Source organism: Hydrogenobaculum acidophilum (assembly GCF_054656715.1).
In genome coordinates, this window is sequence record NZ_BAAHXP010000004.1 from 1 (window position 1) to 25,362 (window position 25,362).

29 protein-coding genes are annotated in these 25,362 nt (G+C 35.6%); 17 read left to right on the top strand and 12 right to left on the bottom strand.

The features are described from left to right. From ACYQZV_RS03180 to ACYQZV_RS03195, 4 genes are all read right to left on the bottom strand, one after another. On the bottom strand, positions 1-383 hold a 383-nt coding region (locus ACYQZV_RS03180; protein WP_459893117.1), incomplete at its 3' end, for an AAA family ATPase. Positions 384-411: 28 nt separating this feature from the next. After that, on the bottom strand, positions 412-771 hold the full coding sequence (locus ACYQZV_RS03185) for a hypothetical protein (RefSeq protein WP_459893119.1): 360 nt from the start codon (positions 769-771) through the stop codon (positions 412-414). Positions 772-814: 43 nt separating this feature from the next. Then, positions 815-2,179 carry a porin gene (locus ACYQZV_RS03190; protein ID WP_459893121.1) on the bottom strand — a complete coding sequence of 455 codons (1,365 nt, stop codon included), beginning with the start codon at positions 2,177-2,179 and terminating at the stop codon, positions 815-817. A 110-nt stretch (positions 2,180-2,289) separates the two neighbouring features. Then, a complete protein-coding gene (locus ACYQZV_RS03195) occupies positions 2,290-2,730 on the bottom strand; it encodes a CCDC90 family protein (protein ID WP_459893123.1) in 441 nt (146 codons plus the stop codon). A gap of 121 nt (positions 2,731-2,851) precedes the next feature. Here ACYQZV_RS03195 and ACYQZV_RS03200 point away from each other — a divergent pair, with 121 nt between their 5' ends. From ACYQZV_RS03200 to miaB, 15 genes are read left to right on the top strand one after another with little or no spacing between them, the layout of a single operon-like run. After that, positions 2,852-3,154 (top strand): hypothetical protein, encoded by a 303-nt coding sequence (locus ACYQZV_RS03200; protein WP_459893125.1) that lies wholly within the window; start codon positions 2,852-2,854, stop codon positions 3,152-3,154. Positions 3,155-3,201: 47 nt separating this feature from the next. Further along, positions 3,202-5,556, top strand: coding sequence for a TonB-dependent receptor (locus ACYQZV_RS03205; protein WP_459893127.1), 2,355 nt, complete (start codon positions 3,202-3,204; stop codon positions 5,554-5,556). A 12-nt stretch (positions 5,557-5,568) separates the two neighbouring features. Continuing rightward, on the top strand, positions 5,569-6,174 hold the full coding sequence (locus ACYQZV_RS03210) for a C40 family peptidase (RefSeq protein ID WP_459893129.1): 606 nt from the start codon (positions 5,569-5,571) through the stop codon (positions 6,172-6,174). Positions 6,175-6,206: 32 nt separating this feature from the next. Then, a complete protein-coding gene (locus ACYQZV_RS03215; protein ID WP_459893131.1) occupies positions 6,207-6,821 on the top strand; it encodes a MotA/TolQ/ExbB proton channel family protein in 615 nt (204 codons plus the stop codon). Further along, entirely contained in the window at positions 6,818-7,219 is a 402-nt protein-coding gene (locus ACYQZV_RS03220) for an ExbD/TolR family protein (RefSeq protein WP_459893133.1), read from the top strand. The genes ACYQZV_RS03215 and ACYQZV_RS03220 overlap by 4 nt, the downstream gene beginning before the upstream one ends. After that, complete coding sequence (locus ACYQZV_RS03225) at positions 7,216-7,926, top strand: energy transducer TonB (protein ID WP_459893135.1); 711 nt, start codon at positions 7,216-7,218, stop codon at positions 7,924-7,926. Before ACYQZV_RS03220 ends, ACYQZV_RS03225 begins: the two co-directional genes overlap by 4 nt. Before the next feature lie 5 nt (positions 7,927-7,931). Further along, positions 7,932-8,540, top strand: a complete 609-nt coding sequence (rdgB, locus tag ACYQZV_RS03230; protein WP_459893137.1) for an RdgB/HAM1 family non-canonical purine NTP pyrophosphatase — start codon at positions 7,932-7,934, stop codon at positions 8,538-8,540. Positions 8,541-8,547: 7 nt separating this feature from the next. After that, complete coding sequence (locus tag ACYQZV_RS03235; RefSeq protein WP_459893139.1) at positions 8,548-8,721, top strand: hypothetical protein; 174 nt, start codon at positions 8,548-8,550, stop codon at positions 8,719-8,721. Beyond that, on the top strand, positions 8,714-9,652 hold the full coding sequence (locus ACYQZV_RS03240) for an NAD(P)/FAD-dependent oxidoreductase (protein ID WP_459893141.1): 939 nt from the start codon (positions 8,714-8,716) through the stop codon (positions 9,650-9,652). The genes ACYQZV_RS03235 and ACYQZV_RS03240 overlap by 8 nt, the downstream gene beginning before the upstream one ends. Then, positions 9,649-10,920, top strand: a complete 1,272-nt coding sequence (locus tag ACYQZV_RS03245; RefSeq protein WP_459893143.1) for a bifunctional diguanylate cyclase/phosphodiesterase — start codon at positions 9,649-9,651, stop codon at positions 10,918-10,920. Before ACYQZV_RS03240 ends, ACYQZV_RS03245 begins: the two co-directional genes overlap by 4 nt. Continuing rightward, the gene (locus tag ACYQZV_RS03250; RefSeq protein WP_459893145.1) at positions 10,920-11,543 is read left to right on the top strand and encodes a riboflavin synthase; all 624 of its coding nucleotides are present in this window, start codon (positions 10,920-10,922) and stop codon (positions 11,541-11,543) included. The genes ACYQZV_RS03245 and ACYQZV_RS03250 overlap by 1 nt, the downstream gene beginning before the upstream one ends. Positions 11,544-11,550: 7 nt before the next feature. Next, positions 11,551-12,174 carry a TetR/AcrR family transcriptional regulator gene (locus tag ACYQZV_RS03255; protein WP_459893147.1) on the top strand — a complete coding sequence of 208 codons (624 nt, stop codon included), beginning with the start codon at positions 11,551-11,553 and terminating at the stop codon, positions 12,172-12,174. Continuing rightward, positions 12,171-13,424, top strand: a complete 1,254-nt coding sequence (locus ACYQZV_RS03260; RefSeq protein ID WP_459893149.1) for a TolC family protein — start codon at positions 12,171-12,173, stop codon at positions 13,422-13,424. The genes ACYQZV_RS03255 and ACYQZV_RS03260 overlap by 4 nt, the downstream gene beginning before the upstream one ends. Beyond that, positions 13,411-14,550 carry an HlyD family secretion protein gene (locus ACYQZV_RS03265; protein ID WP_459893150.1) on the top strand — a complete coding sequence of 380 codons (1,140 nt, stop codon included), beginning with the start codon at positions 13,411-13,413 and terminating at the stop codon, positions 14,548-14,550. The genes ACYQZV_RS03260 and ACYQZV_RS03265 overlap by 14 nt, the downstream gene beginning before the upstream one ends. A gap of 47 nt (positions 14,551-14,597) precedes the next feature. Next, positions 14,598-15,905: a tRNA (N6-isopentenyl adenosine(37)-C2)-methylthiotransferase MiaB gene (gene miaB, locus ACYQZV_RS03270; protein WP_459893152.1), complete on the top strand. Its 1,308-nt coding sequence runs from the start codon at positions 14,598-14,600 to the stop codon at positions 15,903-15,905. Here the strand turns inward: miaB and ACYQZV_RS03275 are convergent. Genes ACYQZV_RS03275 through ACYQZV_RS03305 form a run of 7 tightly spaced genes read right to left on the bottom strand, consistent with a single transcriptional unit; the run spans position 15,876 to position 21,869 of the window. After that, positions 15,876-16,709, bottom strand: a complete 834-nt coding sequence (locus ACYQZV_RS03275) for a CinA family protein (RefSeq protein WP_459893154.1) — start codon at positions 16,707-16,709, stop codon at positions 15,876-15,878. The two genes, miaB and ACYQZV_RS03275, sit on opposite strands and share 30 nt — an antisense overlap. Next, entirely contained in the window at positions 16,706-18,463 is a 1,758-nt protein-coding gene (locus tag ACYQZV_RS03280; RefSeq protein ID WP_459893156.1) for a peptidoglycan D,D-transpeptidase FtsI family protein, read from the bottom strand. Before ACYQZV_RS03280 ends, ACYQZV_RS03275 begins: the two co-directional genes overlap by 4 nt. Beyond that, positions 18,460-18,702 (bottom strand): hypothetical protein, encoded by a 243-nt coding sequence (locus ACYQZV_RS03285; protein WP_459893158.1) that lies wholly within the window; start codon positions 18,700-18,702, stop codon positions 18,460-18,462. The genes ACYQZV_RS03280 and ACYQZV_RS03285 overlap by 4 nt, the downstream gene beginning before the upstream one ends. Further along, positions 18,683-19,573, bottom strand: a complete 891-nt coding sequence (gene rsmH, locus ACYQZV_RS03290; RefSeq protein ID WP_459893160.1) for a 16S rRNA (cytosine(1402)-N(4))-methyltransferase RsmH — start codon at positions 19,571-19,573, stop codon at positions 18,683-18,685. The genes ACYQZV_RS03285 and rsmH overlap by 20 nt, the downstream gene beginning before the upstream one ends. Then, a complete protein-coding gene (locus ACYQZV_RS03295; RefSeq protein WP_459893162.1) occupies positions 19,566-20,495 on the bottom strand; it encodes a histone deacetylase family protein in 930 nt (309 codons plus the stop codon). The genes rsmH and ACYQZV_RS03295 overlap by 8 nt, the downstream gene beginning before the upstream one ends. Next, a complete protein-coding gene (gene rph, locus ACYQZV_RS03300; RefSeq protein ID WP_459893164.1) occupies positions 20,492-21,259 on the bottom strand; it encodes a ribonuclease PH in 768 nt (255 codons plus the stop codon). The genes ACYQZV_RS03295 and rph overlap by 4 nt, the downstream gene beginning before the upstream one ends. Positions 21,260-21,266: 7 nt before the next feature. Then, positions 21,267-21,869, bottom strand: a complete 603-nt coding sequence (locus tag ACYQZV_RS03305) for an alpha/beta hydrolase (protein WP_459893167.1) — start codon at positions 21,867-21,869, stop codon at positions 21,267-21,269. A gap of 172 nt (positions 21,870-22,041) precedes the next feature. On the opposite strand from ACYQZV_RS03305, the gene groES reads away from it, so the two are divergent. Together groES and groL are read left to right on the top strand one after the other, a co-directional pair. After that, a complete protein-coding gene (gene groES, locus ACYQZV_RS03310; RefSeq protein WP_459893169.1) occupies positions 22,042-22,332 on the top strand; it encodes a co-chaperone GroES in 291 nt (96 codons plus the stop codon). A gap of 35 nt (positions 22,333-22,367) precedes the next feature. Further along, positions 22,368-23,999: a chaperonin GroEL gene (gene groL / locus ACYQZV_RS03315; RefSeq protein ID WP_459893171.1), complete on the top strand. Its 1,632-nt coding sequence runs from the start codon at positions 22,368-22,370 to the stop codon at positions 23,997-23,999. An 8-nt stretch (positions 24,000-24,007) separates the two neighbouring features. Here the strand turns inward: groL and ACYQZV_RS03320 are convergent, their stop codons facing one another. Next, positions 24,008-25,360 (bottom strand): ArnT family glycosyltransferase, encoded by a 1,353-nt coding sequence (locus tag ACYQZV_RS03320; RefSeq protein ID WP_459893174.1) that lies wholly within the window; start codon positions 25,358-25,360, stop codon positions 24,008-24,010. Positions 25,361-25,362 lie beyond the last annotated feature (2 nt).

A 25,362-nucleotide genomic window follows, 5' to 3' on the forward strand; every position in this document is an offset into this window, starting at 1 on the left:
AGTTCTTGGAATTTTAAACCTATTAGTTCTTCTTCTAGCTTTATGCCGTAGCTATCGGCTATTCTTTTTAAAAAAGAGTTGATAGATTTTATAAGATTTTCCTCTGTATCAGGATAAGCCTGACTTAAATCAAACTTTACAATAGGATACTTTTTATTCCAATCCCAATTGTCGTATAGATATAGACCTTTAAATAGCTCTTTTTTGCCAGAAAACGCTTCTTTTAGAGTGTCGAGAAAAAGAGATTTACCAAAACGCCTTGGACGAGATAAAAAATAGTATTTACTAGTTAGTTTTGGTATAAAATGCGTTTTATCCACATAATAAAAACCACCTTCTATAATGTCTCTGAATGTTTGTATACCTATAGGCAAAAGTTTCATATTATTGATTATAACACTTAGTTTGATATTAGAATGCGCTTAACAATAATTTGTTTGCTTCAAGATAAGAATCTATGAAATCCCTATGCTTTTTAAATACGTATTTTACAAGCCTGTAATTTTCTATATAATCAAAAAAAGGAATCTTGCTACGAGATATAGTTATATAACAAAGGACTTTTGCCATATCTTTCAAAGCTTCTTCATCTGTGGTATTTATATATTTGGTAGATACAAGTATTTTATAAAATAAATCAGCATAATAATAGAGATTTTTAACGCTTTCTGTAGTAATTATGATTTTAGATTTTCTAAAATTACTGTATTTTAATATAGCTTCATCTTTTGTACAATATGCATCTTCTAATTTCTTTTCAAACTTGTTCATATTGATAAAACCCCGCCAAAAGCGGGGCATGACTTATAATCTCTTAGAACTCGGTTTGAAGAGCAAGTGTCCAGTCGGTGAAGTCTTTGAGTTGATTGCTACCAGTATATAGATTCTTTAAAGTGCTGTTTGGATCTACAATATCAGCACCAAGGGACATTTTAGCAGCTTCACCAGCTATGTAGTAGTTTACAAATATGCTATATCTGTTGATTTTGCCATCACCTAGATAGGTATTGCCATTGTAAAGCAAGTTCTTCACACTTGATTCTTCCCATCTGAAAGCCAATTCTGGTTTACCAAGACCTACCACTTGGTCGTAGAGAGCTGCAAGTTGTACATAGTAGCCATCAGATTTTACTTTAGCAGCGGAATTTACTTGCTCTAAATCTTTCTTTTCAGCCCAGCCAAGTTGAACTTCCGGTACAAAATCACCAAACTTTTGTTGCCAGTTTGCATCTATAGTGTAGTATTTCGGTGTGAGAGAGGAGTTTGTGCCACAAAGAGAGTTGTCAGCTGGAACGCCATTAGTTGTAGTATTAGTAGTAGTATTAGTATAAGATGTACAATCTAACTTTTGTTGCTCATAACCAAGACCTATGGTGAGGTTGTTTAGAGCACCTAAGAATGTATCTTGGTCCACGAAACCAGAAGAGTTTTTGTATCCAAGCATTGTAGGAGTAAATTCAAGTCTTATACCGTATTTGAGATTACCTTTTGCGTTCATGCCAGCTTGATAGTCGTATGCACCGTTTGCTGCAAAGAGGTAATATTTTAACATAGTATCTGCTACATTACCCCATATGGCTATGCCAGCATCTCTATTGGCATCAGCTATATCGCCACCTAGAGTTATTGGCTGGAATGGATCAAGAAGGTTTGCAAATGTATAGTTGTTATTGGTAGTTCCTACACCTGTACCTACTATATTACCCCAAACTGTATTAAACCCATATCCATAACCTGTAGGTATTACATAGGTATACTCATCGGTGTTGGAAAGTCTTGATACTGGGTCTCTAAATAGACCAGCCATGAGTTGAAGTTCTGGCATAAATTTGAAGTTGATAAAAGCATCAGATACCCTAGTGTAATTTGTCCCTTCATGTCCTCTAGCAGTGCCATCTACACTAACACCAGAAACATTATGGTCTGCGAAATCCAAATCTGCGCCAAATTGAACTATTGGATTGATTTGACCGGAGAAGTATACACGAGCGTTGTTTACGGAAAAGTTATTGGAAGAGTGTTGACCTTCTGTTACTTTTCCATCGTTTTGAGCCCAGATTTGAAGCTCGAGACCTACGTTTGCAAACTCATTGTCGTTTGCTTTTAATACTATAGCATTGGCTCCTTGCCACGCAGCAGCTCCTAAGACTGCCATTGCCAGCAAAAGTTTCTTTTTCATAGCTTTGTCCTCCTTTTAAAGGTTTCTTAAAATAATTTAAGCACATTATCGTCTTTTTGTCAAGTCTTTTTAATCTTAAAACATAAGTTTTGATATGTTTCATATCATATTTATTTAAAAATAGAGAGTATTATCTTTCCTATAAAAGCCAAAGTGTTTTGATTTAAAAACACTATAAGCACCCCCAAAAAGAATATCCACATTTTCATAACCTTTATCTCACCTTTTATCTCCTGTCTTAAAGAGTTTATCTCACCTTTTAGTTCTTCTCTAACCGAGTTTATCTCTCCCTTTAACTCTTGTCTTACCGTCTCTATTTCTTGTCTTACCGTCTCTATCTCTTGTCTTACCAACAATACATCTTCTTTTGTGGCAAGCTCTTTTCTAAGCTCATCTCTTAGCTCTAGCTTTCTTTTTTTAGTTTCTTCTAACACTCTATCTTCCAAATACTCTGTGGTATCTTCTAAGACTTCTACAATCTCTAAAGCTGTTTCTTTTCCAAACTTTTCTGTAAGCTTTTCATATAAAGATACCGGAATATTTGTGCTCATGTTTTACTCTCCATAAAAATAATATAACTCATTTGGTCAAAAAGACTTATGCTTTTTTCGCTTTAAAATGTTTTATGATTTTAACGAAAAATTAAAATCCATATTATAATATTTGTTTGAGATGATTTTGTTTTCCAAGGTAGCTGATTATATAAGAAGGAAAAGACTTATCGTTGCTTTGGTATGTGCTTTTTCTTTTTTGTTTGCTTCAAATGTAGCTATAGTCCACGAGCATAAAGATGATAAAATTCACGATGATTGTCCTATATGCATATTTAAAATATCTAACAACATAGAAAGTTCAGGTAAGCCTCTTCCAAGTATTCCAAAGGCTCAGTTGCCAAAGCCTATATACGTAAAACCCTTTTTCAAAACTTTTGTAATATCTGTAAAACCTCGCTCTCGCTCACCTCCTTTGGTTTAGGATATTTGGCTTTTAACAAACCTAAACTTTTAAAAAGGAGGTAATTTATGAAAAAAGTTATTTTTGCGTTAGGATGTTTGATAGCCCAAGCTTACGCTTTTAATTATCAAGGGGTAGTGAAGGATACTCTTGGAAAACCTGTAGAAGGTGTTGTTTTAGAGCTTTTAAACAGCAACGGCAAAGTCCTTTATAAGACTAAATCCGATAAAAACGGCATTTTTCATATAAATACAAATCTCAAAGTTTTTGCTTTAAAAGCTATAAAAAAGGGTTATAAACCAAGTGTGAAGATAGTATCCTCAAAGTCTCCAATAGATATATCTATAGCACCCAAAAAGTTAAGTATAGAGTATGTGTATAAAAAATCCTACGAAGCCCCCACCATCAAAAACGGGGCTCTAAGCCAAAAGCTTACCAGCAATTTTATAAAAACGCTTCCTCTTAGCGCTTATCAAAGTGTAAACAGCGTGGTCCTTTATACATCTCCTGGTGTCGTTCAAGATACTTCTGGACAAATTCACGTAAGAGGAGACCATGCCAACATCCAATACAGGATAAACGGCTCTTATCTTCCGATAGATTTGGCTGGGTTTTCTTCTGTGGTACCCACAAGGGCCATAGAGTCTATGAACTTTATTACTGGTGTAGTCCCGCCAGAGTATGGTCTTCACACTGCTGGTATATTAAATATTATCACCAAACAAGGTTTTCAAAAGGGAGGTTCAGTGGGTGCTATATTTGGCACAGATGCCACTGCTGGAGCTCATTTTGACGATGAAGATACTTTAGGCAAATTTAGTTATTTTGTATCGGCTCAGTATCTTCAAAACCATGACGGACTTCAAGCTCCCACAAAGCATCCAATACATGATAGATCTCAAACCCAAGATTACTTTGCATACTTTTCATACCTTTTAAATCCTGAAAACAGGCTTTCCTTGGTGTTAGGCTCTGTGTATGCTCAATATCAAATTCCAGACCAAGACAACGCAGATGCTCTTTGTAATTATGCATCGCCAACAGGAAACTGTTATAACGTAGCTTTAAATGGTACTATCTATACCCCTTCAAACTATCCCCCTACAATAGTAAACGACAACCAACATGAGGATTACAACTTTATCATAGGCGCTTTGGATGGAAACTATGGGCAAAATACAAAATACCACTTTGATGTATTTGGTACTTATTCAAAGATTCACTACATACCAGACCTAATAGGAGACCTTATTTACACAGGTCAGGCTACCGATTCAAAGTATCAAGATACCTCTGGCGGTATGCAAGCTGATATATCTCATAAGATGGTAAATCACGAGATAAAAACCGGTATATTCTTTCAAGACGAGAGGTCTATAGGAAACTTTATTACATATGCATTTCCAGCAGATTCACAACTAAATCAAACCTCTACTATGCCAAATGTGTACCCTTACTCAAACGCAAAAACGGGCTATACGTTTAGCTATTACATACAAGACAATTGGCACATAATAAAAAAGCTTAACTTTATATATGGGCTTAGGTTTGACTACATAGACCAGTTTGTAAAAACAGACCAGCTTAGTCCAAGAGCGTCGCTTATTTATCACTATTCAAAGTCTACGGCTTTTCATGTAAGCTATGGAAGATTTTTCACGCCAGCCCCAATGCTTTTGGTAACAAAAACAAACGCTTCAGTACTTCAAGGTACTACAGCAGACAGTATAGCAGCCAGCGGATTATCACCAGACCAAATAGGATATTTTGTGCTTCCTCAAAGAAGTAGCTATTACGATGTGGGGGCATCTCATAGGTTTGAGGATGGAACTTCTTTGATGTTGGATGCTTACTTTGAAGAAATTCACGACGTGCTTGACGACGGGCAGTTTGGAAACGCAAGGGTGTTAACGCCCTTTAACTACAAGCACGGCAAAGAATACGGTATAAACCTAAATATATCTAAAATGAAAAAACGCTACGGGGCTTATCTAAACTTTGCTTACTCTGTAGCAAGGGCAGAGGATGCTATAGACCAGCAGTACAATTTTACAGCACAGCAACTTCAATATCTTCAAAACAACTATATATATATGGACCACGACCAAACTTACACGGCATCTTTTGGTGGGTACTATAAACCTTTTAAAGACATAACTGTTTATGCCGATAATATATATGGGTCTGGACTTGCCAGCGGTGATTATCCGCCAAACACTACTCATAGACCCTCTTACTTCCAGACCAACGTTGGAATTACGAAAGATTTTTATACTAAAGCATTCGGTCATACCAATGTTAACGTTTATGTGGTAAACTTATTTAACAACGTTTACGAGCTTAGGGACGAAGGTATAGGGGTTTTTGGACCTCAATATGCCCAAAGGCGTACTTTTTATGTAAGTATAGATAAGACATTTTAAAGGAGGCAGCTTATGAGAAAGATTTTGATAGCTCTTGGTATGTTGGCTTTTGGTATGAGTGTAAGCTTGGGAGACCCTATAAAACGTATAATAAACGAATACAACAATCCTTATGTGTCAAAAAGAGGCGATATAATAGGTGAGTACATAAGACAAAATATAGCTTATGCTGATGCGGGGGTCAGCCCCGTTTCCTACACTTACAAACCTTATAGCCATTCGTACTCCTACGAAGGGGTAAACAGAAATTTTGTGGAAAGGTTGAAAGAGGTGGCGTTTCAATATCTAGGTATACCTTATAGGTTTGGTGGCAATTCAAGGGAGGGTATGGATTGTTCGGCTTTTACACAAGATGTATTTAGACAACTTGGTATAGATTTGCCAAGGACTGCCAGAGAACAAGCTAGACTTGGGAAACTTGTAAGACATCATCTGAAACCCGGTGATTTGCTGTTTTTCTCTACATATGCTCCTTACCCATCCCATGTTGGTATATATATTGGAAATGGAAAGATGATAGAAGCATCTTCTGTTTATGGAAGGGTCGTCGTGGACGATGTAGCCAACGACCCGTATCTAATAAAGCATTTTTTGTATGCTAAAAGGATATTGCCCTAAGTCTGTTTTGTTTTAGCTTTTAAGGAGAAAATATGTTTAGTTTTGGTATAGCGGTAGTTGTATTGTTTTTTCTTGGTGTGTTAGCGCTTTCTATCATAATAGAAAGATTTATGAATCTTTTAAAGAATGCCAGCATTCCCAAAGATGTTCACGATGCTATTGAGTCTTATGACTTTGATCTTGATGGTTTTTCTAAGCTTTTAGAATCAAAACCGGATTCAAACGTATATATAAAATTTTTCAAAACGATACTAAAAGCCTCAGGCAAAGTAAAAGATACACCTATTTGGTGGATAGAATCCATAGCTCAGGATGAGGCGATGCATCTATCCTCTAAGCTATCACGGGGTATGTGGCTTTTGGACACGTCTATAACGGCTGCCCCTTTGATAGGGCTTCTTGGGACTGTGGTGGGTATGATAAAGGCTTTTGGTATTATAGGCTCAAGCGGATTGGTGGCTCCAAAGGAAGTGACTGGGGGCGTAGCAGAAGCTCTTTTTTCTACAGCGATGGGGCTTTTGGTGGCGATAGTGGCTCTTTTCGGATACAACTATCTTTCTAAAGCTATAACCTTTACTTTAGATGAAATGGAACGCCTTGGTACCAAGCTTATAGCTCACATCAAAATGGCAAAAGGTGAAGCATGAAACTAAAAAGACCAAGAGAACCTAAGAAAGCAAGGATAGTTATAATACCGCTTATAGACGTGATGTTTTTTCTTTTGGTTACCTTTATGCTTGCTTCTTTATCGATGGTTAATATAAACTCTATAAAGGTAAACCTTCCAAAAGGTCGCGCCTCTTCTTTTCCACAAAACAACAAACTCATCACCATAAGCATATCAAAAGACCAAACCATATATGTAGACAAAGCACCAGTTAGCTTAGATGATTTGGGAGCTTATCTTAAAACCCATTTTAACAAAAATCAATACGTTATGATAGCCTCAGATAAAGAAGCCCCAAGCGGTATTATGGTAAAGGCTATGTTAAAAGCCCAAAATGCAGGCTTTTTTCATCTTCTTATAGCGGTTAAATCAAAATGAGTCTTTATAAGGATTATGTATTTTCTTTTTTCTTATCTTTGGCTTTTTGGTTAATCCTTATCTTTGTTTTTAGCTTATCTTTAAAAACTCCTAAACCTCATTATTCTACGATACTTATATTAAAAGCCCCAAAAGTTGTTGAAAATGAAAAAACTCAAATACCAAAACCTATTAAACAAACTATGCCAAAACCAAAAACCACAACGCCTTCTAAACCCTCTAGAAAACCTTTGCAACAATATGCTAAGTCAATTTCTAAGCCACAAAATCAGGCACATCCCACGCCAAATACAACTCTTCAAAACACTAAAAATGTTGAAAATAAACCTATCGTAAGCCAAAACTCTCTAAGTTTACCTTCAAAAGCTCCTTCCAATGTGCCGTCTTTACCTTCTAAACCACAAAAAGGCAACGGCTCTTCTGATTATTTTAAAAATGCTTATACACCCCCAAGGGCTATTTATAAACCTAAACCACATATTCCTCAAAGCCTTCTTCCAGATGTGAGAGAAATCCTTCTAAGAGTTAGATTTTATATAAAAAAAGACGGGTCTGCCAAAGCTGTTTTGTTAAACCCTACGCCAAACCCAAGCTTAAACGCTATTCTTCAAAAAGAACTCTCAAGTTGGAAATTTTTCCCAGCCACCAAAGATCAAAAACCAGTGAATTCAACCCTTGATATGGAGATAAAAATTAGAATAGAATAAAAGCTATGGAACTGATGATTTGCACTTCCAACAAAAAGAAGTTTGAAGAGATATCTTCTATGTTAAAAGCCTTAAACATAGAGTTTGTAAAACCTCCTTACGAGCTTCATGTAGAAGAGACCGCCAACACGTTTTTATCAAACGCATATTTAAAGGCAAAGGCTTACTTTGAGACGTTTGGAATACCAGCTTTGGCTGATGATTCCGGTCTTGTGGTAGAGGCTCTTGGTGGTAGACCCGGTGTTTATTCTGCAAGGTTTTACAAAGAGGAGTTTGGTTCTTATGTCTTAAAAGAAGAAGATTACAATCTTCCAAAAGATGACTTAAACAACCTAAAAGTTTTAAGGCTTTTAGAAAACGAAGAAAATAGAAGGGCAAAGTTTGTAAGCGCTATGGTGGTGATGATGTCAGATTCTCAGGGTATATTTGGAGAGGGAGAATTAAAGGGTTATATAGCAAAAGAGCCTTCAGGAAGCTTAGGCTTTGGATACGACCCGATCTTTATACCAGAAGGGTATAATGTTAGTCTTGCTAGCATAGAGCATAAAAACGAGATATCCCATAGAAAAAAAGCTTTGAATGCTTTGTTTGATATGTTAAAAAGGGTGTTATAATATAGATGTGAATACATTTTTTTTAGGTGTTATAGCTATATGTATGGTGGTGATTACTATATTTTGGATAGTAATAGCAAGTTCTGTACTTCTTCTTTTAAAAAGGTTAAAAGATATGACTTATCTTGCTAGCTTGTTGGTAAGCCTTGCGAATTATATAAGGAGAGATAAAGATGGATAGAAAGCTTGTTATATTAGGGGGTGGTCCAGCTGGAGTAGCAGCTTCTATATACGCTGCTAGAAAAAAGATGGATTTTGTCCTTGTTACAAAGGATGTAGGCGGTCAAATACTAACCTCAGGGGATATAGAAAACTACATGGGGTTTAAAAATATAGATGGTATTAGCTTTGTTCAAAGGCTTGTAGAGCAACTTGAATACCTAGAGGTATTGCCTTTGTATGCTGAAGCCGTAGATTTTAGAGTTATAAAAGAGCGTGAATTTTCTATATCCCTTTCAAATGGCACGACGATAAAAACAGAAAACATCTTGATATGTACGGGAGCAGATCACAAAAAACTAGGTGTAAAGGGAGAGGAAGAGGGTATAGGCAAGGGTGTATCTTATTGCTATACATGTGATGCACCTTTTTATAAAGGTAAAAAAGTGATAGTGGTAGGCGGTGGAAACTCTGGTTTTGAAGCGGCAGAGCAACTCACAAACTATGCCTCTTCTATAACTATAGTAGAATACACTGATAGATTTAGAGCGGATGAGTCTTTACAAGCCAAAGTTTTAAAAAATGAAAAGGTTAAAGCTCTCACAAACCATAGAGTATTGGAAATTCATGTGGATAAAAAAATAGGTGTAGTGGGCGTTAGGTTAGAGGATATGAAAAATCAAAAAATCTATGATATGGAGATAGACGGCGTTTTTGTAGAAATAGGCACAAAACCAAACACTGAACTTTTTATAAACAGCGGTATCAAGCTAAACAAATGGGGCGAGATAGTTATAGACCAAAACAACAGGACATCGTTGCTTGGGGCTTATGCGGCTGGAGATTGCACCAACATCTTTGCCAAGCAGATAATAACGGCTGCTGGAGAGGGTGCCAAAGCCCTTCTTGGCATATATCATGATATCATATACGGGGTGAGCTCTTTGGTATGAAAAAAGATAGGATGCCACTTAGCTTACTGGCGCTTTATAAAGAAACTTTTATAAGCTCTATTGGGTGCTTGGAGGAGATAGGAAGGAAGCTTGTAGCTTATAGCGAACGAGAAAATAAACATCTTTCTCTACTTATCTTGGATATTGATAATCTAAGAGGTATAAATAGAAAATTTGGTTATGAAAAGGGCAACGAAGTACTTATAACGCTAGCAGATAGTATGGAAGAAAGTTTGAGAAAAAGTGATGTGGCAGGTAAATATGAAGGTGGTAGTTTTCTCGTTATATTGCCAAACACCGACATATCTGGTGCTCTTAAGGTAGAAGAACGTATACGTAAGACTTTTGAAGATAAGATAAAAGAAAAAGATTTTAAAGATGAGAATATTACTTTTAGCGTATCTATAGCATCTTTTCCAGAGCATGGTGATACGTTTGACGATTTATTAAACAACGCTTTTGCATGCCTAAAAAAAGATTTTACAACTAACTTACAACCAAATTTTCATAGTTCTAACAAAGTTGTTATATGTAATCTAATTAAGAAAAACAAATTCACCATAGGAATATCAGATTTGGTAAAAGCGATGGAAGAGAGAAGACTTTTCCCAGTTTTCCAAAAAGTTCTAGATTTTAAAGCAAAAAACGTATACGGCTATGAGGTTCTTATGAGGATGATATCAGAATCTGGAGAGATAATACCCGCTTATGTATTTATAGACCTTGTTTACTCTTCTAACATTATATACGCTTTTGAGGAGTATGTTATAGATATGGCCATAAAAAAAATAAAAAATTTAGATATAACTCCACGACCAAAGCTTTTTATAAATATGCCGCTTAGAATTGTAAATATTTTTAAGAAAAACAAAAAACGTATGAAGCATCTTTTAGAAGACATGGTAAATTCTCAAGATGTGGTGTTTGAAATATCGGAGAGAAAAGAGAAAGAACCTTTAGAATCAATAGGATATTTGGTAAATGAGCTTAAATCTCTTGGTTTTGGTATAGCCTTAGATGATTTTGGTACAGAAAACTCGTCTTTCCAAAAGCTAAACGTAATAAGACCAGATATTGTAAAGTTGGATAGGTTTTTCCTAAGAGAGGGTAAAGATATGCTCTCTTGGCTTGTAGAGGGGTTGAAAAGCTCTGGTTATAAAATCCTTGTAGAGGGCGTAGAAACAGAGGAAGATGCAAAGTATATGGAAAAAATCCAGCCAGATTTTGTTCAAGGTTTTTATTACGGAAGACCTGCGGAAGGTTTTTAATGTTTACTGGTCTTATAGAAGAGGTTGGTTTTGTAAGCTCTATATCAAAATCTCAAAATAATACTAGGTTGTGTGTTAAATCTTCTTTAGAAGTAAAAATAGGGGATAGCGTAGCTATAAACGGCGCTTGCCTTACTGTAGTAAAAAAAGAAAAAGATGGGTTTTGCTTTGATGTATCAAAAGAGACTATGGCAAGAACAAATTTTCAGTATTTAAAAGCTAAAGACCCAGTAAATCTTGAAAGGTCTATGTTGGCTGGTGTTTCTAGGCTTGATGGTCATATTGTGTTGGGTCATGTGGATTTTGTTTCTACTGTCAAAAGCATAAAAACCTTGGGAGAGCATAGAGAGTTAGATATATATATACCATCTTCTTACAAGCTTATGGTAGTTCCTAAAGGCTCCGTAGCGATAGACGGTATAAGCCTTACTATAAACTATGTGTTTGAGGATTTTATAAGAATAAATATTATCCCTCATACGTGGGAGCATACAAACTTATACGCTAAAAATGTGGGAGACTACGTAAACGTTGAAACAGATATCATTGGAAAGTATGTGGCTAGGTATATGTCAAACTATGACAAATCAGCTCTTGACAAATTCTTAGAAGGTTTGTTATAATTAAATTATGGTTGACGAGTCAGTAAGTAAAATTGGAAAAGAAGCTATATTTGAGCAAAATAATCAAGCTAGGCAAAAGAAGAAAAGAAAGGCTTTAGAGACAAAGCTTTCTATAATAGAAGCTGGTATAAAGCTTTTCTATGAAAAAGGTTTTACCAAGACAAAAATATCCGATATTACAGAAAAGGCCAACGTAGCTCACGGGACTTTTTACGTTTACTTCAAATCAAAAGAGGATTTTTTTATAAGCATATTAACCATGTCAAGAAAAGAGCTTTTAGAAAATGCAGAAGAATCTATAAAGCTTGCTAAAGCAGGCAAGATAAAAGAGGCAAAGAAAAAGTTTTTTATAGATGGCTTTTCTAAAATGCTTGAAAAGAGTAAGCTTTTTGGAGTGCTTCTTTTTGAAGGCATGTGTACCGATGATAGATTTAAACAGTTTTATAAAGAGGGTAGATTGATATTTCTTAACAAGACAAAAGAAGTTTTAAGTCTTTGTGGTATAAATGAGGATTACAAAGCCCATATGCTCTTAGGGTTGTCAAAGCATCTTCTTGAGATATTTATATTTACCGAAGAAAATCCAAAACCTATTTGGGAAAAGGCTTTAAAAGAACTAGGAGTTTTATGAGAAGATACTTTTTGGGAGTTTTGGCTTTTGCTCAAATATCTTTTGGCATAAGTTTGAAAGAAGCTATAAACTCCGCTGTAAAGTATAATACAGATATACTTTATCAAAAACTAAATACCAAGATAGCTTCTGAAAAACGAAAAGAAGCTTTTGGAAACTTTTTACCTTCCATAGGTTTTAACGCCACCTCAAATGTTGGTAGAGAGCTTGCTATACCAGAAGGACCTACTAGTTTTGTCTTTCAAAAAGGCCATTTTACTCAGTGGACTTTTGGCTTAAAGCAGCCGCTTTTTAATATGCCTAGTTTTTATAAGTATAAAATCTCAAAAGACGATTTAAAAGCTCAAAAATACATGCTTACAGCCATTAAGACGGATATCAAAATAGATGTCATGGATACTTATATAAATGCTTTAGTAAGAAGAAAACTTATCGATGTTGACAAGAAAGAGGTAAAAGACTACCAAAGACATCTTTACAACGTGGAAAAGATGTACGAGCAGGGTCTAGTGGCTTTTAAAGATATACTTCAGACGAAGGTAAAATTAAATCAAGCAAAGCAAAAATTGGCTCAAGACCAAGGCAAATACAAAGTTTATCTTCAAAAGCTTTCAAACCTCATAGGAAGACCAGTTCATCATTTAGAAGATATAGGTTCTATATCAAACCCACTTAGTAAATATGATTTAAATCAACTTGTAGGTATAGCTTTAAGAAATAGAGTCATACTAAAATACGGCAAAGCCCTTATAAAAAAAGCAAAGGATTATCAATCTCTTACAAAATCTACATATCTTCCGCAAGCTTATATCGAGGCAAGGTACGGTTATTCTGACCAAATTCCAGGGCTTCCATACTATCAAGACCTTTTAAGCGCTGGGATTTCTTGGAAACTATTTAACGGTCTTAAAAGATTTCATGAAGTTCATCAGGCATTTTTGGCTTATAAACAAGCAAAAGTAAATTATCAAAAGCTAGAAAACGATATAAAGCTTCAGGTGACGGCTTCTTATGAGGCTTTAAAAACCGCCGAAAAAGATATAGTTTTGGCAAGGTCTGAGCTAAAAGATGCGAAAGAACACTATAAGATAGCTTCAGAAAAATACAAGGTAGGTCTTGGTACCAACACGGATGTGATAGACGCAGAAGATTATCTTACAAAAGCAAGAACCGATGTAGTAAGAAGTAGATATCTTTATGCTTTGGCAGTTTATAAACTTATAGAGGTAGTAGCTTATGGACAGAAATAAGAAGATTGGCATAGCTGTATTGATAATTCTTATAGTGATATTCTCGGTAGTGGCTTTCAGATGGATATACTATCGTATTACCCATGCGGTTTCTGATGCCGTGTTTGTGGAAGCAAATACCTTTACCGATGTGGCTTATAGAAGAGATGGTGGTAGGATTGTAAAGCTATTTAAAAAAGAAGGTGATAAAGTCGTAAAGGGCGAGCCTTTGGCAAAGATTGATGATACAGATTATAAGTTGGAGTATAAAGCTTTGAAATATCAAATAAAAGAACTTGAAAGTGAAGTAAATCTATATAAAATTCAAAGAGATAGGCTTTTGGTTGGTACAGATTTAGAAGCACAGGCCAATCTTTATAAAACTATGGAAGCTACTCAAAATATGCAGTCTATAATGAATAAGGTAAAAGCTTTAGATGCCAAAATATCTTTGGTACACAAAGATTATATGAGATTTCATAAGCTTTACAAAGACGGTGTTATATCAAGGCATGCTTTTGAAGAAAAAGAAACAGAGCTTAAAAATCTTTTAAACGAAAAAAATGCCCTATTAAATCAAGCAAACGCTTTGGCTTCTTTATCAAAAGCCCAAAACATAGGGGTAGCCATAGCCAAAAACAATCAGAAAGAAGTAAGAGAGCTTACTCAAAAAATAGATGCTACAAAAAATCAAATAAAGTCTTTGAAGGCAAAGCTTCAAAATATAAGTGATATGATAGCAGAAACAGAACTTACAAGCCCAATATCTGGATATATCGTTAAAAAGTTTGTTAGCGTTGGAGATGTGGTAAGACCAGGTCAACCTATATACGCTGTATATGACCCAAAATCTGTTTATATACTTGATATTATAGACGAAACAAAACTTCACGGTATAAAGAAAGGTTGTTTGGTGCATATACACATAGATGCTTTACCAAACGAACATTATGAAGGCGTAGTATCTCATATTTTAAGAGCTTCCGCTGCAAAATTTGCCCTTATACCAAGAGATATTACCGCTGGTGAATTTACAAAGGTGGCTCAGAGAATACCTGTTAAGATAAAAATCATCAAAGGCAATATAAACCTTTTAAGAGTTGGGTACAGCGGCGAAGTGGCCATAGATAGGTGCGCAAGTCATTGATTTTTTTCATTTTAGTTATGAGTTTTTGGGCTTATAATTAAAAGACTATGAAATATTTTATTAAAACTTATGGCTGTCAAATGAATATAAATGATTCAGAGAAGATAAAAGGTATATTACAAACTCAAGGCTATGAACCCGCTACAAAAGAAGAAGAGGCCGATTTGGTGATATTAAATACATGCACCATAAGGGAAAAACCAGACCAAAAAGTATGGTCTCATCTTGGTGAGATAAAAAGATTAAAATCTAAAAACCCGAACGTTAAAATAGGTGTGTGCGGATGTATGGCCCAAAGGGCAGGTTATGAGATAGCCTCTAAAATGCCTTTTGTGGATATGGTATTTGGCACTAAAAATATACATCGCATCCCAAATCTTTTGGAGGAGCTAAGACTTGGCAATAGAGCTATAGAAATACTAGAACAAGAAGACCCCCTTGAAGAGATGCTAGATTCCTACCCTACAATAAGAGACAACAGTTACTGTGCATATGTAACTATTATGAGGGGTTGCGATAAAGAGTGCACATACTGTGTAGTACCCTTTACGAGGGGAAAAGAAAGAAGCAGAGCTCCTCAAAGCATAATAAATGAGGTAAAATCCCTGGTAGATAGCGGGGTGATGGAGATACACCTTATAGGTCAAAACGTGACAGCATATGGTAAAGATATAGGTTATCCCTTTTACAAGCTTTTAGAAGACATATCGAAGATAGAAGGTGTAAAAAGGATAAGGTTTACCACGGGACATCCAAAAGATTTGACGGATGAAATCATAGATGCTATGGCGGAGCTTCCAAATATGGTAAATCATATACATCTTCCTTTTCAAGCTGGCTCTGATAGGATACTTGAGCTTATGAAAAGAAACTACACAAAGGCTTACTACCTAAACAGGATAGAGCGCTTAAAAGCTAAGATGAAAGATATGAGCTTTTCTACAGATATAATAATAGGCTTTCCTACAGAAACCGAAGAAGACTTTGAGCACACCTTAGATGTAATAAAAACTGTAGAGTTTGAACAGGTGTTTTCTTTTAAATATTCAAAACGTCCAAATACTCCAGCTTATTATATGGAAGATGAGCTAACTGACGAGGTAAAAACCGATAGAATGAAAAGGCTTTTAGAAATACAAAAAGCCATAACGTCTAAGCTTATGAAAAGATACGAAAACACTATTCAAAAAGTCCTCATAGAGGATAGAAAGGACAATATCTATCTTGGAAGGACCACTTCAAACGTATGGTGCAACGTGATATCGGACCAAGATATAATGGGAAAAGAAGTGGAAGTGTTTATAACAAAATCTGGTTTTCAAAGTTTAGAAGGAGTGCTTAAGAACGTCCTTTAAAAGCTTAAATAGTATAAAGGCTGTGGTTTGCCTTCTGTTGGTGTTTCTATCGTATTTAAAGGTGTAGTTGTATATCAAAACATCTTCGTCAGTACCTATACCCATATATGTAAAGCCTTGAGGCTTATGCTCACTGCCACCGGGACCTGCTATACCGCTTACAGCTATTGAGATATCGGCATCACTATATTCTAAAGCACCCAACGCCATAGCCCTTACCACTTCGGCTGATACTGCTCCGTGCTGTTCTATGAGGCTTTTATCAACATTTAAAAAGTTTACCTTGAAATCGTTTGAATATACTACAAACCCTCCTAAAAATACTTCCGATGAGCCGGCTACGTTCACAAGGCTTGAGCTTATCATCCCAGCCGTACAACTTTCGGCACATACCAAAGTTTTGGCTTTTTCCTTTAAGGTTTTTATAACTATTTTTTCTAAACTTTCATAGTTTGTGGCGTATATAAAATCTTTATACTTTTCTTTCAAAAGCTCAAAAACATCTTCTTTTTCTGTGAATATATCAAACCCAAAAGGCGTTTGTTTTATATAGCACTCTTTTAAAACACCACCTTCTAAATCTATATCTTTATCAAGATAAAATATTCTTAACACATAGGGTTTAGGAAGGGCTTCTAAATTTATGTTCCAATTTAAAGGGTTGTAAGTTTTTTTGCTTATAACAATATATTTTTCGGCTTTTGACGAGATTATATAACCTTTTTCAAATAAAAGATTTTGAAGTCTTTCTAAATAATCATCGTAGCAAAAAGTATCTTCAAACAAGACATTTATAAAGTTCATTGGTTATTACCTGAAGATACTGGGTTTGTAGGTGTTTTATCTGGTTTTAGCGCATAATAAAAGCTTATTCTATCCACTAGCTCTTTGAAGTAAGGAGCAGAGACGCTTCCACCCCAAGCCAAGGCACCATTTTTCGGGTGAGGGTCATAAGCTACTATTACAGCAGAAAACCTTGGGTTTGATACTGGGAAAAATCCTGCGAAAACAGCCACAACCTTTCTCCAAGAGTAATGACCTGTTTTGAAGTTAAATATTTGGGAGGTTCCTGTTTTACCAGCTATAGTAAAGTGATTTGACTTTGCATATATACCCGTACCTTTTTCTACCACTTGCTCCAAAGCATAGTGGAGCCAGTCTATGGTGCTTTTGGGATATATATTTTTGTGTATGATGTCTACTTTTTCGTGATAAATCACCTTACCAAGAGGATTTACTATTTTTCTTACAATATGAGGTTTTACAAGATTATCAGTGGCAATGGCAGCATAGGCGTTTGCCAAATTTAGAGCGTTTACAGCTATGCCTTGTCCTATAGTAGCAAACATACGGTTTATAGGATAGTAAAAGTTTGGCAGTATACCAGCTTGCTCTCCGGGGATTATTCCGTACGGTTTTACTAGGTGAAACAAGTTTACCACATTCTCTGCATCTTCCCTTGTAAGATGTGATGCCACTTTCATGGCGCATACGTTGCTTGATACTATGAGTATTTGAGACATCGTTAGTATTCCGTTGTGTTCTACGTCTGTTACTATGTGTCCGTAAAAATCTCCTCTGCCACCATGAGCGTTGCAGGTTTCTCCTCTATGTATGTATCCTTTTGCCATAGCGTATCCTAAAAAGAAAGGTTTCATAACAGAGCCTGGCTCAAAAACATCTGTGACTGCCGAGTTTCTCCAATCTCTTTGTGGATAATTGTAATAGTCGTTTGGGTCAAAATCCGGATATGTAGCCATGCCAAGGATATTACCGTTTCTCACATCCTCTACTACTATTGCTACTCTTCTTGGGTTAAACTCTTTTACTATTTTGTTTTTTATGTCTTCTACTATAGATTGAACACCCATATCGATGGTTAGATACACATCGTTTTGAGTACCAGCGTCTTGGATGGAAAGCGGTCTTAATACCATCTTACCTTCTTTTGGGGCGAAAATTGTCATCACTTCTATGGGCTTGCCACCTAGATATTTATTTAAAGCATATTCCATACCATCCAAACCTTTTCCGTCCCACCCTACAAACCCTATAAGATTTGAAGCTACGTTGTGGTTTGGATAAAATCTTTTAAAGTCGTTTTGTATTCCTACGCCTTTTGAATTATCGGTGTCTAAAATAGCTTGTTCTGCTAAGCCTTTATCAGATTGTGGGGCATGCCTTACTATCCAGACAAATCTATCTTTTGAATTTAACGTGCTTAATATCTGATATTTTGGTATGTTTAGCATTTTTGATAGCTTATCAGATAATTTATTCTTATGTTGTACAAGTTTTGGAAAAGCGTATATAGAGATTGTGGGTAGGCTTATGGCTAAAGGTTGGCCATTTTTATCCAATATGGAACCTCTGTAGGATGTTATTTTTATAATACGCCCTTTTGGGAAATCTGCCAATACTCTTTTAACGTAGTCCTCACCGGCTATCACTTGTATATAGAAGGCTCTTGCAAGTATTACCGAATAAAGGACAAATATTGCAAATATAACGAACTTTAGTTTCCTTGTAGATTTTATTGTAAGGCTTTGTTTTCTCATTGGGTTAAAAAGGTGATATCGTTCCACGACACCGGTTGATAATCTTTGCCTTTGGCAAAATCTTTTACAGAATAATAATTTATCTTGTTTGTTATATAGGCTTCTAGCTCTAAGTTTTTAGTTTTTAAATCTTTTATCTTTATTATCATTTTAGCTTGTTTATAATGTTCGTATTTTACATAACTAGAATAAAGTATATTTACTATTAAAAGCAAAAAACTAACTGTTAAAAGCTTCATCCTCTTTTTCATTATAACATAACTTTGCGCAACGTAATTTTGCGGATCTTGCCCTTCTGTTGTAAAGTAACTCCTCATCAGATGGTATTATCGGCTTTTTAGAGCAAAGTTTGAGTTTGTCTATGTTATGCTTGATAAACTCTTTTATTAGCCTGTCTTCTAAAGAGTGAAAAGATATAAAGGCAAACCTTGAGCCTTCCTTTGCAAAATCAAGAAGTTTTGAAAGAGCTATCTTTATGTCTTCAAGCTCGTCGTTTACCTCTATTCTTAAAGCTTGAAACACTCTTGTAGCTGGATGTATTTTGCTGTATTTGCGATGATAGCAATGAGATACTATATCTGCTAGTTCTTTTGTAGTTTCTATAGGTTTTTTCTTTCTATATTCTACTATAGCTTTTGCTATTTTTTTAGAAAGTTTTTCCTCGCCGTATTTGTAAAATATATCTGCTAATTCTTTTTCTTTGTAAGTGTTTACAACAGTGTAAGCCGTTTTTGGTTCTCTTTTGTCCATTCTCATATCAAGAAAATCTTCTCTTTGAAAAGAAAAACCCTCCTCTTGATCAAGTTGCAAAGAAGATACCCCAAAGTCAAAAAGTATTGAATCAAAGTATTGAAATCCCTCTTCTTTTAATATAACATCAAAGTCTTTGAAAGAACCCTGATAAAGAGCCGTATTAAATCCTTTAAGATTTTCCTTTGCTATTTCAAGAGCCTTTTCATCCTTATCTATGCCTATTAAAAACGTATCTTTGCATACTTCTAAGAGAGCTTTGGCATGACCTCCCAATCCGAGTGTAGCGTCTATGTGTATTTTGGGACAAGGGTTTGATAAAAACTCAACTACCTCTTTTAAAAGTACGCTTTTATGCATTTACCATATTTGTAATAGTGTCCAATATACCTTTCGCTGTGGCATCGTAATTGTACCCTCCCTCTAATGTAGCTATGGCTGGTATGTTTAACTCTTTTGCGGCTTTTATAATAATGTCCGTAATCTCTTTTATGCCAAGAGAACTTACTCTCATAGGGCCAAGAGGGTCATCTTCGTGAAGGTCATATCCTGCGCTTATAAGAAGTATATCTGGTTTAAAAGCTCTAAAACTTTCTAAAAACTTTGTATTGTAAACTTCTATATAGATATCATCTTTAGTGCCTGCTTTTAAAGGGACATTTAAAGTGGTACCTAGTCCTTCTTTGAAACCTATTTCATCCTCTTTACCAGTGCCAGGGTAATAAGGATAGCAGTGGGTAGAAAACAAAAACACAGAACCATCTTCGTAAAAGGTGTGCTGGGTGCCGTTTGGATGGTGTACATCAAAATCTGCTATATAGACTTTTTTGTATCCAAGACTTTGGGCTTTTCTTGCTCCTATTGCCACATTGTTAAATATACAAAAGCCCATGGCTTTAGCGTATTCGGCATGATGTCCTGGCGGTCTTACCAGGCAAAAAGCCGCTTCAAACTTACCGTTTTTTATGTCTTCTAAAGCACTTATCATAGCACCGGCTGCAAACATAGCAACATCGTAGCTATGCTCATTTGAGTAGGTATCTGGGTCTAGATAACCACCACCTTTTTTACAAAATTCGTATATTTCTTGAATATAGTATATATCGTGGATTTTGGATACATCTTCCACAGATGCTTTTTGAGGCTTTTCAAAGGATATCAAATTTCTTATGTTAGAATCGTTTATATACTTTAAAGCGATTTTTAATCTATTGGCGTTTTCTGGATGTTTTGGCTCGTCGTGTAACAAGTAAATGTCATCGTAATATACGGCGGTCTTCATAGCCTTGCCTCTTTGACATTTTTTCTTTTCCACAGATTTATAGATGGCATATTTTCGTAGAAGGCTTTTTGAAGTTCTGAGATTTGTTTTAGACTTTCTAAGCCTAAATCTAGCATAGCGTTAAATTCTTTTCTAGTGTAAGTGGCTTCTTCTCCCAAAGAATGAATTTCCACTATTTCACCATTTCCAGTAGCCACTATTGTCATGTCTACGGCGGCGTTAGAATCTTCGTCGAAATCAAGGTCTAACATAATGTTTCCATTTACAATTCCAACAGACACTGCTCCAACCGTATCTTTTATTGGTACTGAGTTTATGAGTTTTTGCTCGTTTAACTTTATAATAGCGTCTGTCATGGCTATAAAAGCACCTACTATAGATGCGGTTCTTGTGCCACCATCTGCTTGTATCACATCACAGTCTATCCAGATAGTTCTTTCGCCTATTTTTGTAAGGTCTATGATAGCTCTCATAGCTCTTCCTATCATTCTTTGAATTTCGTGGGTCCTTCCACCTATTTTGCCAGTCACAGATTCTCTTATATTTCTTGTGGCGGTAGCTCTTGGTAGCATTGAATACTCCGCTGTTATCCAACCTTGGTTTTTGCCTTTTAAAAATGGAGGTACGCTTTCTGCGATAGAGGCCGTGCATATCACTCTTGTATTGCCAAATTCCACTAAGCAAGAGCCTTCAGCATGAATGTTAAAATCTCTTTGAATTTTTATAGGCCTTAGCTCGTCCAATTTTCTATTATCCTTTCTCATAGTTATATTATAACTCGTAGATGATATTTTCTGTGCTTGGAAAATGCCCACCATTATATGTAATGAGGTCTATATTTTTATTTAGTTCTTTTGTTTTGTAGGCTTCTTTTATAGGCACTATCTTGTCCTCTTCTCCGTGTATTAATTTTGTAGGTATTTTTAGGTTTTTAACTACATCTTTTAAATCTAACTCTATGTATTCTTCAAGGATTTTTAAGGCTATATCTTTATCTGGATAATCTTTTTTAAATTCGAAAGGATAGGCGTTTTTTCTAAACTCTTCTAAACCTCTGTAAAAGTCTTTTTTCATTGTTCTTATAAAAGCCAAAAACGTGATTTTATCGTAAGCTTCTTTAAAGTGGGGGCTAAAGCCTACTATTGTTATACTTCTTATGTTGTTGAGGTATTCTGTTAACATAATTCCTAAAGATGCGCCCATAGACCAGCCTATTATATCTATGTTTTCATATTGATTTAGCATATTTTTATAAACTTGAACAGCTTCTTTTAAAGAGCCTAAGCAATTTCCATGGCCAGGTAGCTTAAGCTTTAAGCCATTTTCTTTGAATACGCTTTCGTCAAATCCCCAACCGTGAATAAAAACTTTCATTTTTTTATTATATCAAATTATTTTAGATTTTACAATAACTTACGCTAATTTAATATGTTTATGCTAATTAAAGTTGAGTATGTTGTTATCAGAAAGTATTATAAAACACTTGACAAATTATAAAAAAGTTAATATAATTTCTTCTAGAAAAACTGGAAAGGAGGTAAGAAGCATGAAGCTAAAACCAATTTATGACAAAATTGTCGTAAAGCGTATGGAAGAAAAAGAGCAAAAAACACCATCTGGTATAATCATACCAGATACGGCTAAAGAAAAGCCCCAAGTAGGTGAAGTTGTGGCTGTGGGAAGCGGCAAAGTGTTGAACAATGGAGAAATGAGACCCCTAACCGTCAAGGTAGGTGACAAGGTGCTTTTCAACAAGTACGCCGGTACGGAAGTTGAGTTAGACGGTGAAAAATATCTTGTAATGGCTGAAGATGAAGTTTTGGCTATTATTGAATAATTTTAAAAACTTAAAAATTTAAAGGAGGTAGAAGTATGGCAGCAAAACATGTTATTTATGGAGAAGAAGCAAGAGCAAAATTAAAAGCAGGTGTTGATAAGCTTGCAAATGCGGTTAAAGTGACTCTTGGCCCTAAAGGTAGGGAAGTCATTATTGAAAAGAAATGGGGTGTTCCAGTGGTGACAAAAGATGGTGTCACCGTTGCTAAGGAGATAGAGCTAAAAGACCAATTTGAAAACATAGGTGCTCAACTTGTAAAGGAAGTAGCTTCTAAAACTGCCGATGTGGCAGGAGATGGTACCACTACAGCCACAGTTTTAGCTCAAGCTATATTCACTGAGGGTCTAAAGGCTATAGCCTCGGGTGCCAATCCAATGGATCTAAAAAGAGGTATAGATGAAGCTGTAGAAATGGTTATAGCTGAAGTGAAGAAAGCCTCTATACCAGTAACCAGCAACAAAGAGATAGAGCAAGTAGCTACTATATCTGCCAACAACGACCCAGTAATAGGAAAGTTGCTTGCTGAAGCTATGGAAAAAGTAGGTAAAGATGGTGTTATAACGGTAGAGGAGTCTAAATCTTCTGAAACTACGTTAGAAACTGTACAAGGAATGCAGTTTGACAGAGGATACTTATCTCCATACTTTATAACAGATGCCGATAAGATGCAAGCTGTTTTAGAAAATCCATATATACTGATATTTGAAAAGAAGATAAGCAACATAAAAGAACTCTTACCAGTGCTTGAAAATGTTGTAAGAGTTGGTAGGTCGTTACTTATAATAGCTGAAGACGTAGAAGCTGAAGCTTTGGCTACTTTGGTGGTAAATACTCTAAAAGGTGTAATTAGGGCTGTGGCTGTAAAAGCTCCTGGTTTTGGCCAAAGAAGAAAAGATTATTTAGAGGATATAGCAATACTTACCGGTGGGCAAGCTATCACAGAAGACCTTGGTATAAAGTTGGAGTCTGTAACCCTTGATATGTTGGGTCAAGCTGAAAAGGTGATAGTAGACAAAGAAAACACTACAATAGTAGGTGGTAAAGGTGATAAAAAGAAGATAGAGGCTCGTATAGAGCAAATAAAGAAGCAAATAAAAGAAACCACCTCTGATTACGACAGAGAAAAACTTCAAGAAAGACTTGCAAAACTCTCTGGTGGTGTAGCTATAATAAGGGTTGGAGCCGCCACCGAGTCCGAGCTAAAAGAAAAGAAGGCTAGAGTGGAAGATGCTGTGCATGCTACAAAGGCTGCTGCTGAAGAAGGTATAGTGGCTGGTGGTGGTACAGCTTTGGCAAAGGCTTCAAGGGTTTTGGAAAACTATACGAACCCTAACAAGGATAGAGAGCTTGGTGTAAAGATTATATACAACGCTTGCAAATATCCTCTAAAACAAATAGCCTACAACGCTGGTTATGAAGGCTCTTTGGTGCTTGAAAAAGTATACGAAAGCCAAGACAAGAATTACGGTTTTGATGCTGCCAACGGTGAATACAAAGATATGGTAAAAGCCGGTATCATAGATCCAACTAAAGTGGTGAGAACCGCTCTTCAAAATGCAGCATCAGCAGCAGGTACTATGCTAACGGCTGAAGCTCTCATAGCTGAATTACCAGAAAAGAAAGAAAAGACTCCAACCCCAACGGATATGCCACCAGATTTTGATTAATAAATCCTTCAAGGCCCCGTCTTGGGGCTTTTATAATTGCATATATAAAATTTTTCAAACTTTGAGTTTTTTATATCACCTCTTTTAAACTTTTCAATATCTCTTAAAAACACCAAAAACCTTGACTCTGAATCTGTGTAAATATAGCCTTTCCAAAGGGGATTTTGGCAAGGGTTCTGAGTTATTAGGATTCCTGATTTTGAATTTTTGCTAAAGGGTTTTATATCTGTTTCAGCGTAAAAAGGAAGCTGATGGATGAAGTATCCTTCGTAGTAAACTGGTCTTTTACCTTTGTATAATTTTATAATCTCTCCCATTTGTTTGTAAGGTCTAAAGGGTTCTATAGATGGTAGTATAAATATTACAATCCCATAGTATATTAAAAGCCCTATACTAAAAAGCACCCAGAAGATGTATCTAAAATATTTTTTTGCTATGGCATTTGCGCTCACAATAAACCCCATTGCTGGATAAGCAGGTATTAGATATGTAGGTATTTTCATCTTTATCAGAGAAAACACTATAAAAAGAGAGAAAAACCATATGCTTGCTAATTTTACAGTTTTAAAGCTTTTGGGATTTAGAAAAGATAGATAGAGTATTAAAGAAAATGGTGCAAAGGATACAATAGTATCTTTTATGTAAAAGTACCAGGGGTCAGATTCTAAATCGCTTATCCTTTTTATGTTTTCTACGTAAAATTTATGAATGAGAAGGTCTTTGTAAGGAGAGTTTAAAACCTCTACATACCAGATGCTTCCTACAAGAAGGGCTATCAAAAACGCCACATAAAGCTTGATATCTTTTAGCTTGTTTGCATCATCAAACACTATATACCAAAAGCCTACAAAACCAACTATCAAAACCCCAACTGGTCCTTTTGTTAGCATTGCCAAAGAAGAGGATATTGTGGCTGTAAATAGATAGATATTTTTTGAGCTTTTAAGATAAAAATACAAAAGATATATAGAAGTACTTATAAAAAAGCAAAAAAGTACCTCTGGCGAAGCATATCTAGCGTTTGAAACAAACTCCAAAGCCATTCCAGTAGCTATAGCTCCGTATAAACCAAGATTTTTTTGTAGTTTTTCACCAAAGCGATAAGTAAATATCACACAAAAAGCTCCTGCCAGAGCAGATGGTAATCTCAGCGAAAAACTAGACACTCCAAACATTTTAAAGGATAGGACTATAAGCCAGTATAAAAGAGGTGGTTTTGCAAGTCTTATATGGTCGTTGTAGATAGGAATTAGATAATTACCAGTTTTTATCATATTTAAAGCTGCATCTGCGTAAAAAGATTCGTTTGGTGAAAAGACTTGGTTGGTTCCAAGGTTTATGAAAAAAAGACCTATAACCAATA

Excerpts from the sequence above, each read along its gene's own strand:
- ACYQZV_RS03295 (WP_459893162.1), bottom strand. The coding sequence starts at position 20,495 with ATGAAGACCGCCGTATATTACGATGACATTTACTTGTTACACGACGAG.
- ACYQZV_RS03245 (WP_459893143.1), top strand. The coding sequence starts at position 9,649 with ATGAAAAAAGATAGGATGCCACTTAGCTTACTGGCGCTTTATAAAGAA.
- rdgB (WP_459893137.1), top strand. The coding sequence starts at position 7,932 with ATGGAACTGATGATTTGCACTTCCAACAAAAAGAAGTTTGAAGAGATA.
- ACYQZV_RS03205 (WP_459893127.1), top strand. The coding sequence starts at position 3,202 with ATGAAAAAAGTTATTTTTGCGTTAGGATGTTTGATAGCCCAAGCTTAC.
- ACYQZV_RS03220 (WP_459893133.1), top strand. The coding sequence starts at position 6,818 with ATGAAACTAAAAAGACCAAGAGAACCTAAGAAAGCAAGGATAGTTATA.
- ACYQZV_RS03280 (WP_459893156.1), bottom strand. The coding sequence starts at position 18,463 with ATGAGAAAACAAAGCCTTACAATAAAATCTACAAGGAAACTAAAGTTC.
- ACYQZV_RS03185 (WP_459893119.1), bottom strand. The coding sequence starts at position 771 with ATGAACAAGTTTGAAAAGAAATTAGAAGATGCATATTGTACAAAAGAT.
- ACYQZV_RS03260 (WP_459893149.1), top strand. The coding sequence starts at position 12,171 with ATGAGAAGATACTTTTTGGGAGTTTTGGCTTTTGCTCAAATATCTTTT.
- ACYQZV_RS03225 (WP_459893135.1), top strand. The coding sequence starts at position 7,216 with ATGAGTCTTTATAAGGATTATGTATTTTCTTTTTTCTTATCTTTGGCT.
- ACYQZV_RS03255 (WP_459893147.1), top strand. The coding sequence starts at position 11,551 with ATGGTTGACGAGTCAGTAAGTAAAATTGGAAAAGAAGCTATATTTGAG.
- rph (WP_459893164.1), bottom strand. The coding sequence starts at position 21,259 with ATGAGAAAGGATAATAGAAAATTGGACGAGCTAAGGCCTATAAAAATT.
- ACYQZV_RS03275 (WP_459893154.1), bottom strand. The coding sequence starts at position 16,709 with ATGAACTTTATAAATGTCTTGTTTGAAGATACTTTTTGCTACGATGAT.
- ACYQZV_RS03305 (WP_459893167.1), bottom strand. The coding sequence starts at position 21,869 with ATGAAAGTTTTTATTCACGGTTGGGGATTTGACGAAAGCGTATTCAAA.
- ACYQZV_RS03195 (WP_459893123.1), bottom strand. The coding sequence starts at position 2,730 with ATGAGCACAAATATTCCGGTATCTTTATATGAAAAGCTTACAGAAAAG.
- ACYQZV_RS03285 (WP_459893158.1), bottom strand. The coding sequence starts at position 18,702 with ATGAAGCTTTTAACAGTTAGTTTTTTGCTTTTAATAGTAAATATACTT.
- groL (WP_459893171.1), top strand. The coding sequence starts at position 22,368 with ATGGCAGCAAAACATGTTATTTATGGAGAAGAAGCAAGAGCAAAATTA.
- rsmH (WP_459893160.1), bottom strand. The coding sequence starts at position 19,573 with ATGCATAAAAGCGTACTTTTAAAAGAGGTAGTTGAGTTTTTATCAAAC.
- miaB (WP_459893152.1), top strand. The coding sequence starts at position 14,598 with ATGAAATATTTTATTAAAACTTATGGCTGTCAAATGAATATAAATGAT.
- groES (WP_459893169.1), top strand. The coding sequence starts at position 22,042 with ATGAAGCTAAAACCAATTTATGACAAAATTGTCGTAAAGCGTATGGAA.
- ACYQZV_RS03240 (WP_459893141.1), top strand. The coding sequence starts at position 8,714 with ATGGATAGAAAGCTTGTTATATTAGGGGGTGGTCCAGCTGGAGTAGCA.
- ACYQZV_RS03200 (WP_459893125.1), top strand. The coding sequence starts at position 2,852 with ATGATTTTGTTTTCCAAGGTAGCTGATTATATAAGAAGGAAAAGACTT.
- ACYQZV_RS03210 (WP_459893129.1), top strand. The coding sequence starts at position 5,569 with ATGAGAAAGATTTTGATAGCTCTTGGTATGTTGGCTTTTGGTATGAGT.
- ACYQZV_RS03250 (WP_459893145.1), top strand. The coding sequence starts at position 10,920 with ATGTTTACTGGTCTTATAGAAGAGGTTGGTTTTGTAAGCTCTATATCA.
- ACYQZV_RS03215 (WP_459893131.1), top strand. The coding sequence starts at position 6,207 with ATGTTTAGTTTTGGTATAGCGGTAGTTGTATTGTTTTTTCTTGGTGTG.
- ACYQZV_RS03265 (WP_459893150.1), top strand. The coding sequence starts at position 13,411 with ATGGACAGAAATAAGAAGATTGGCATAGCTGTATTGATAATTCTTATA.
- ACYQZV_RS03190 (WP_459893121.1), bottom strand. The coding sequence starts at position 2,179 with ATGAAAAAGAAACTTTTGCTGGCAATGGCAGTCTTAGGAGCTGCTGCG.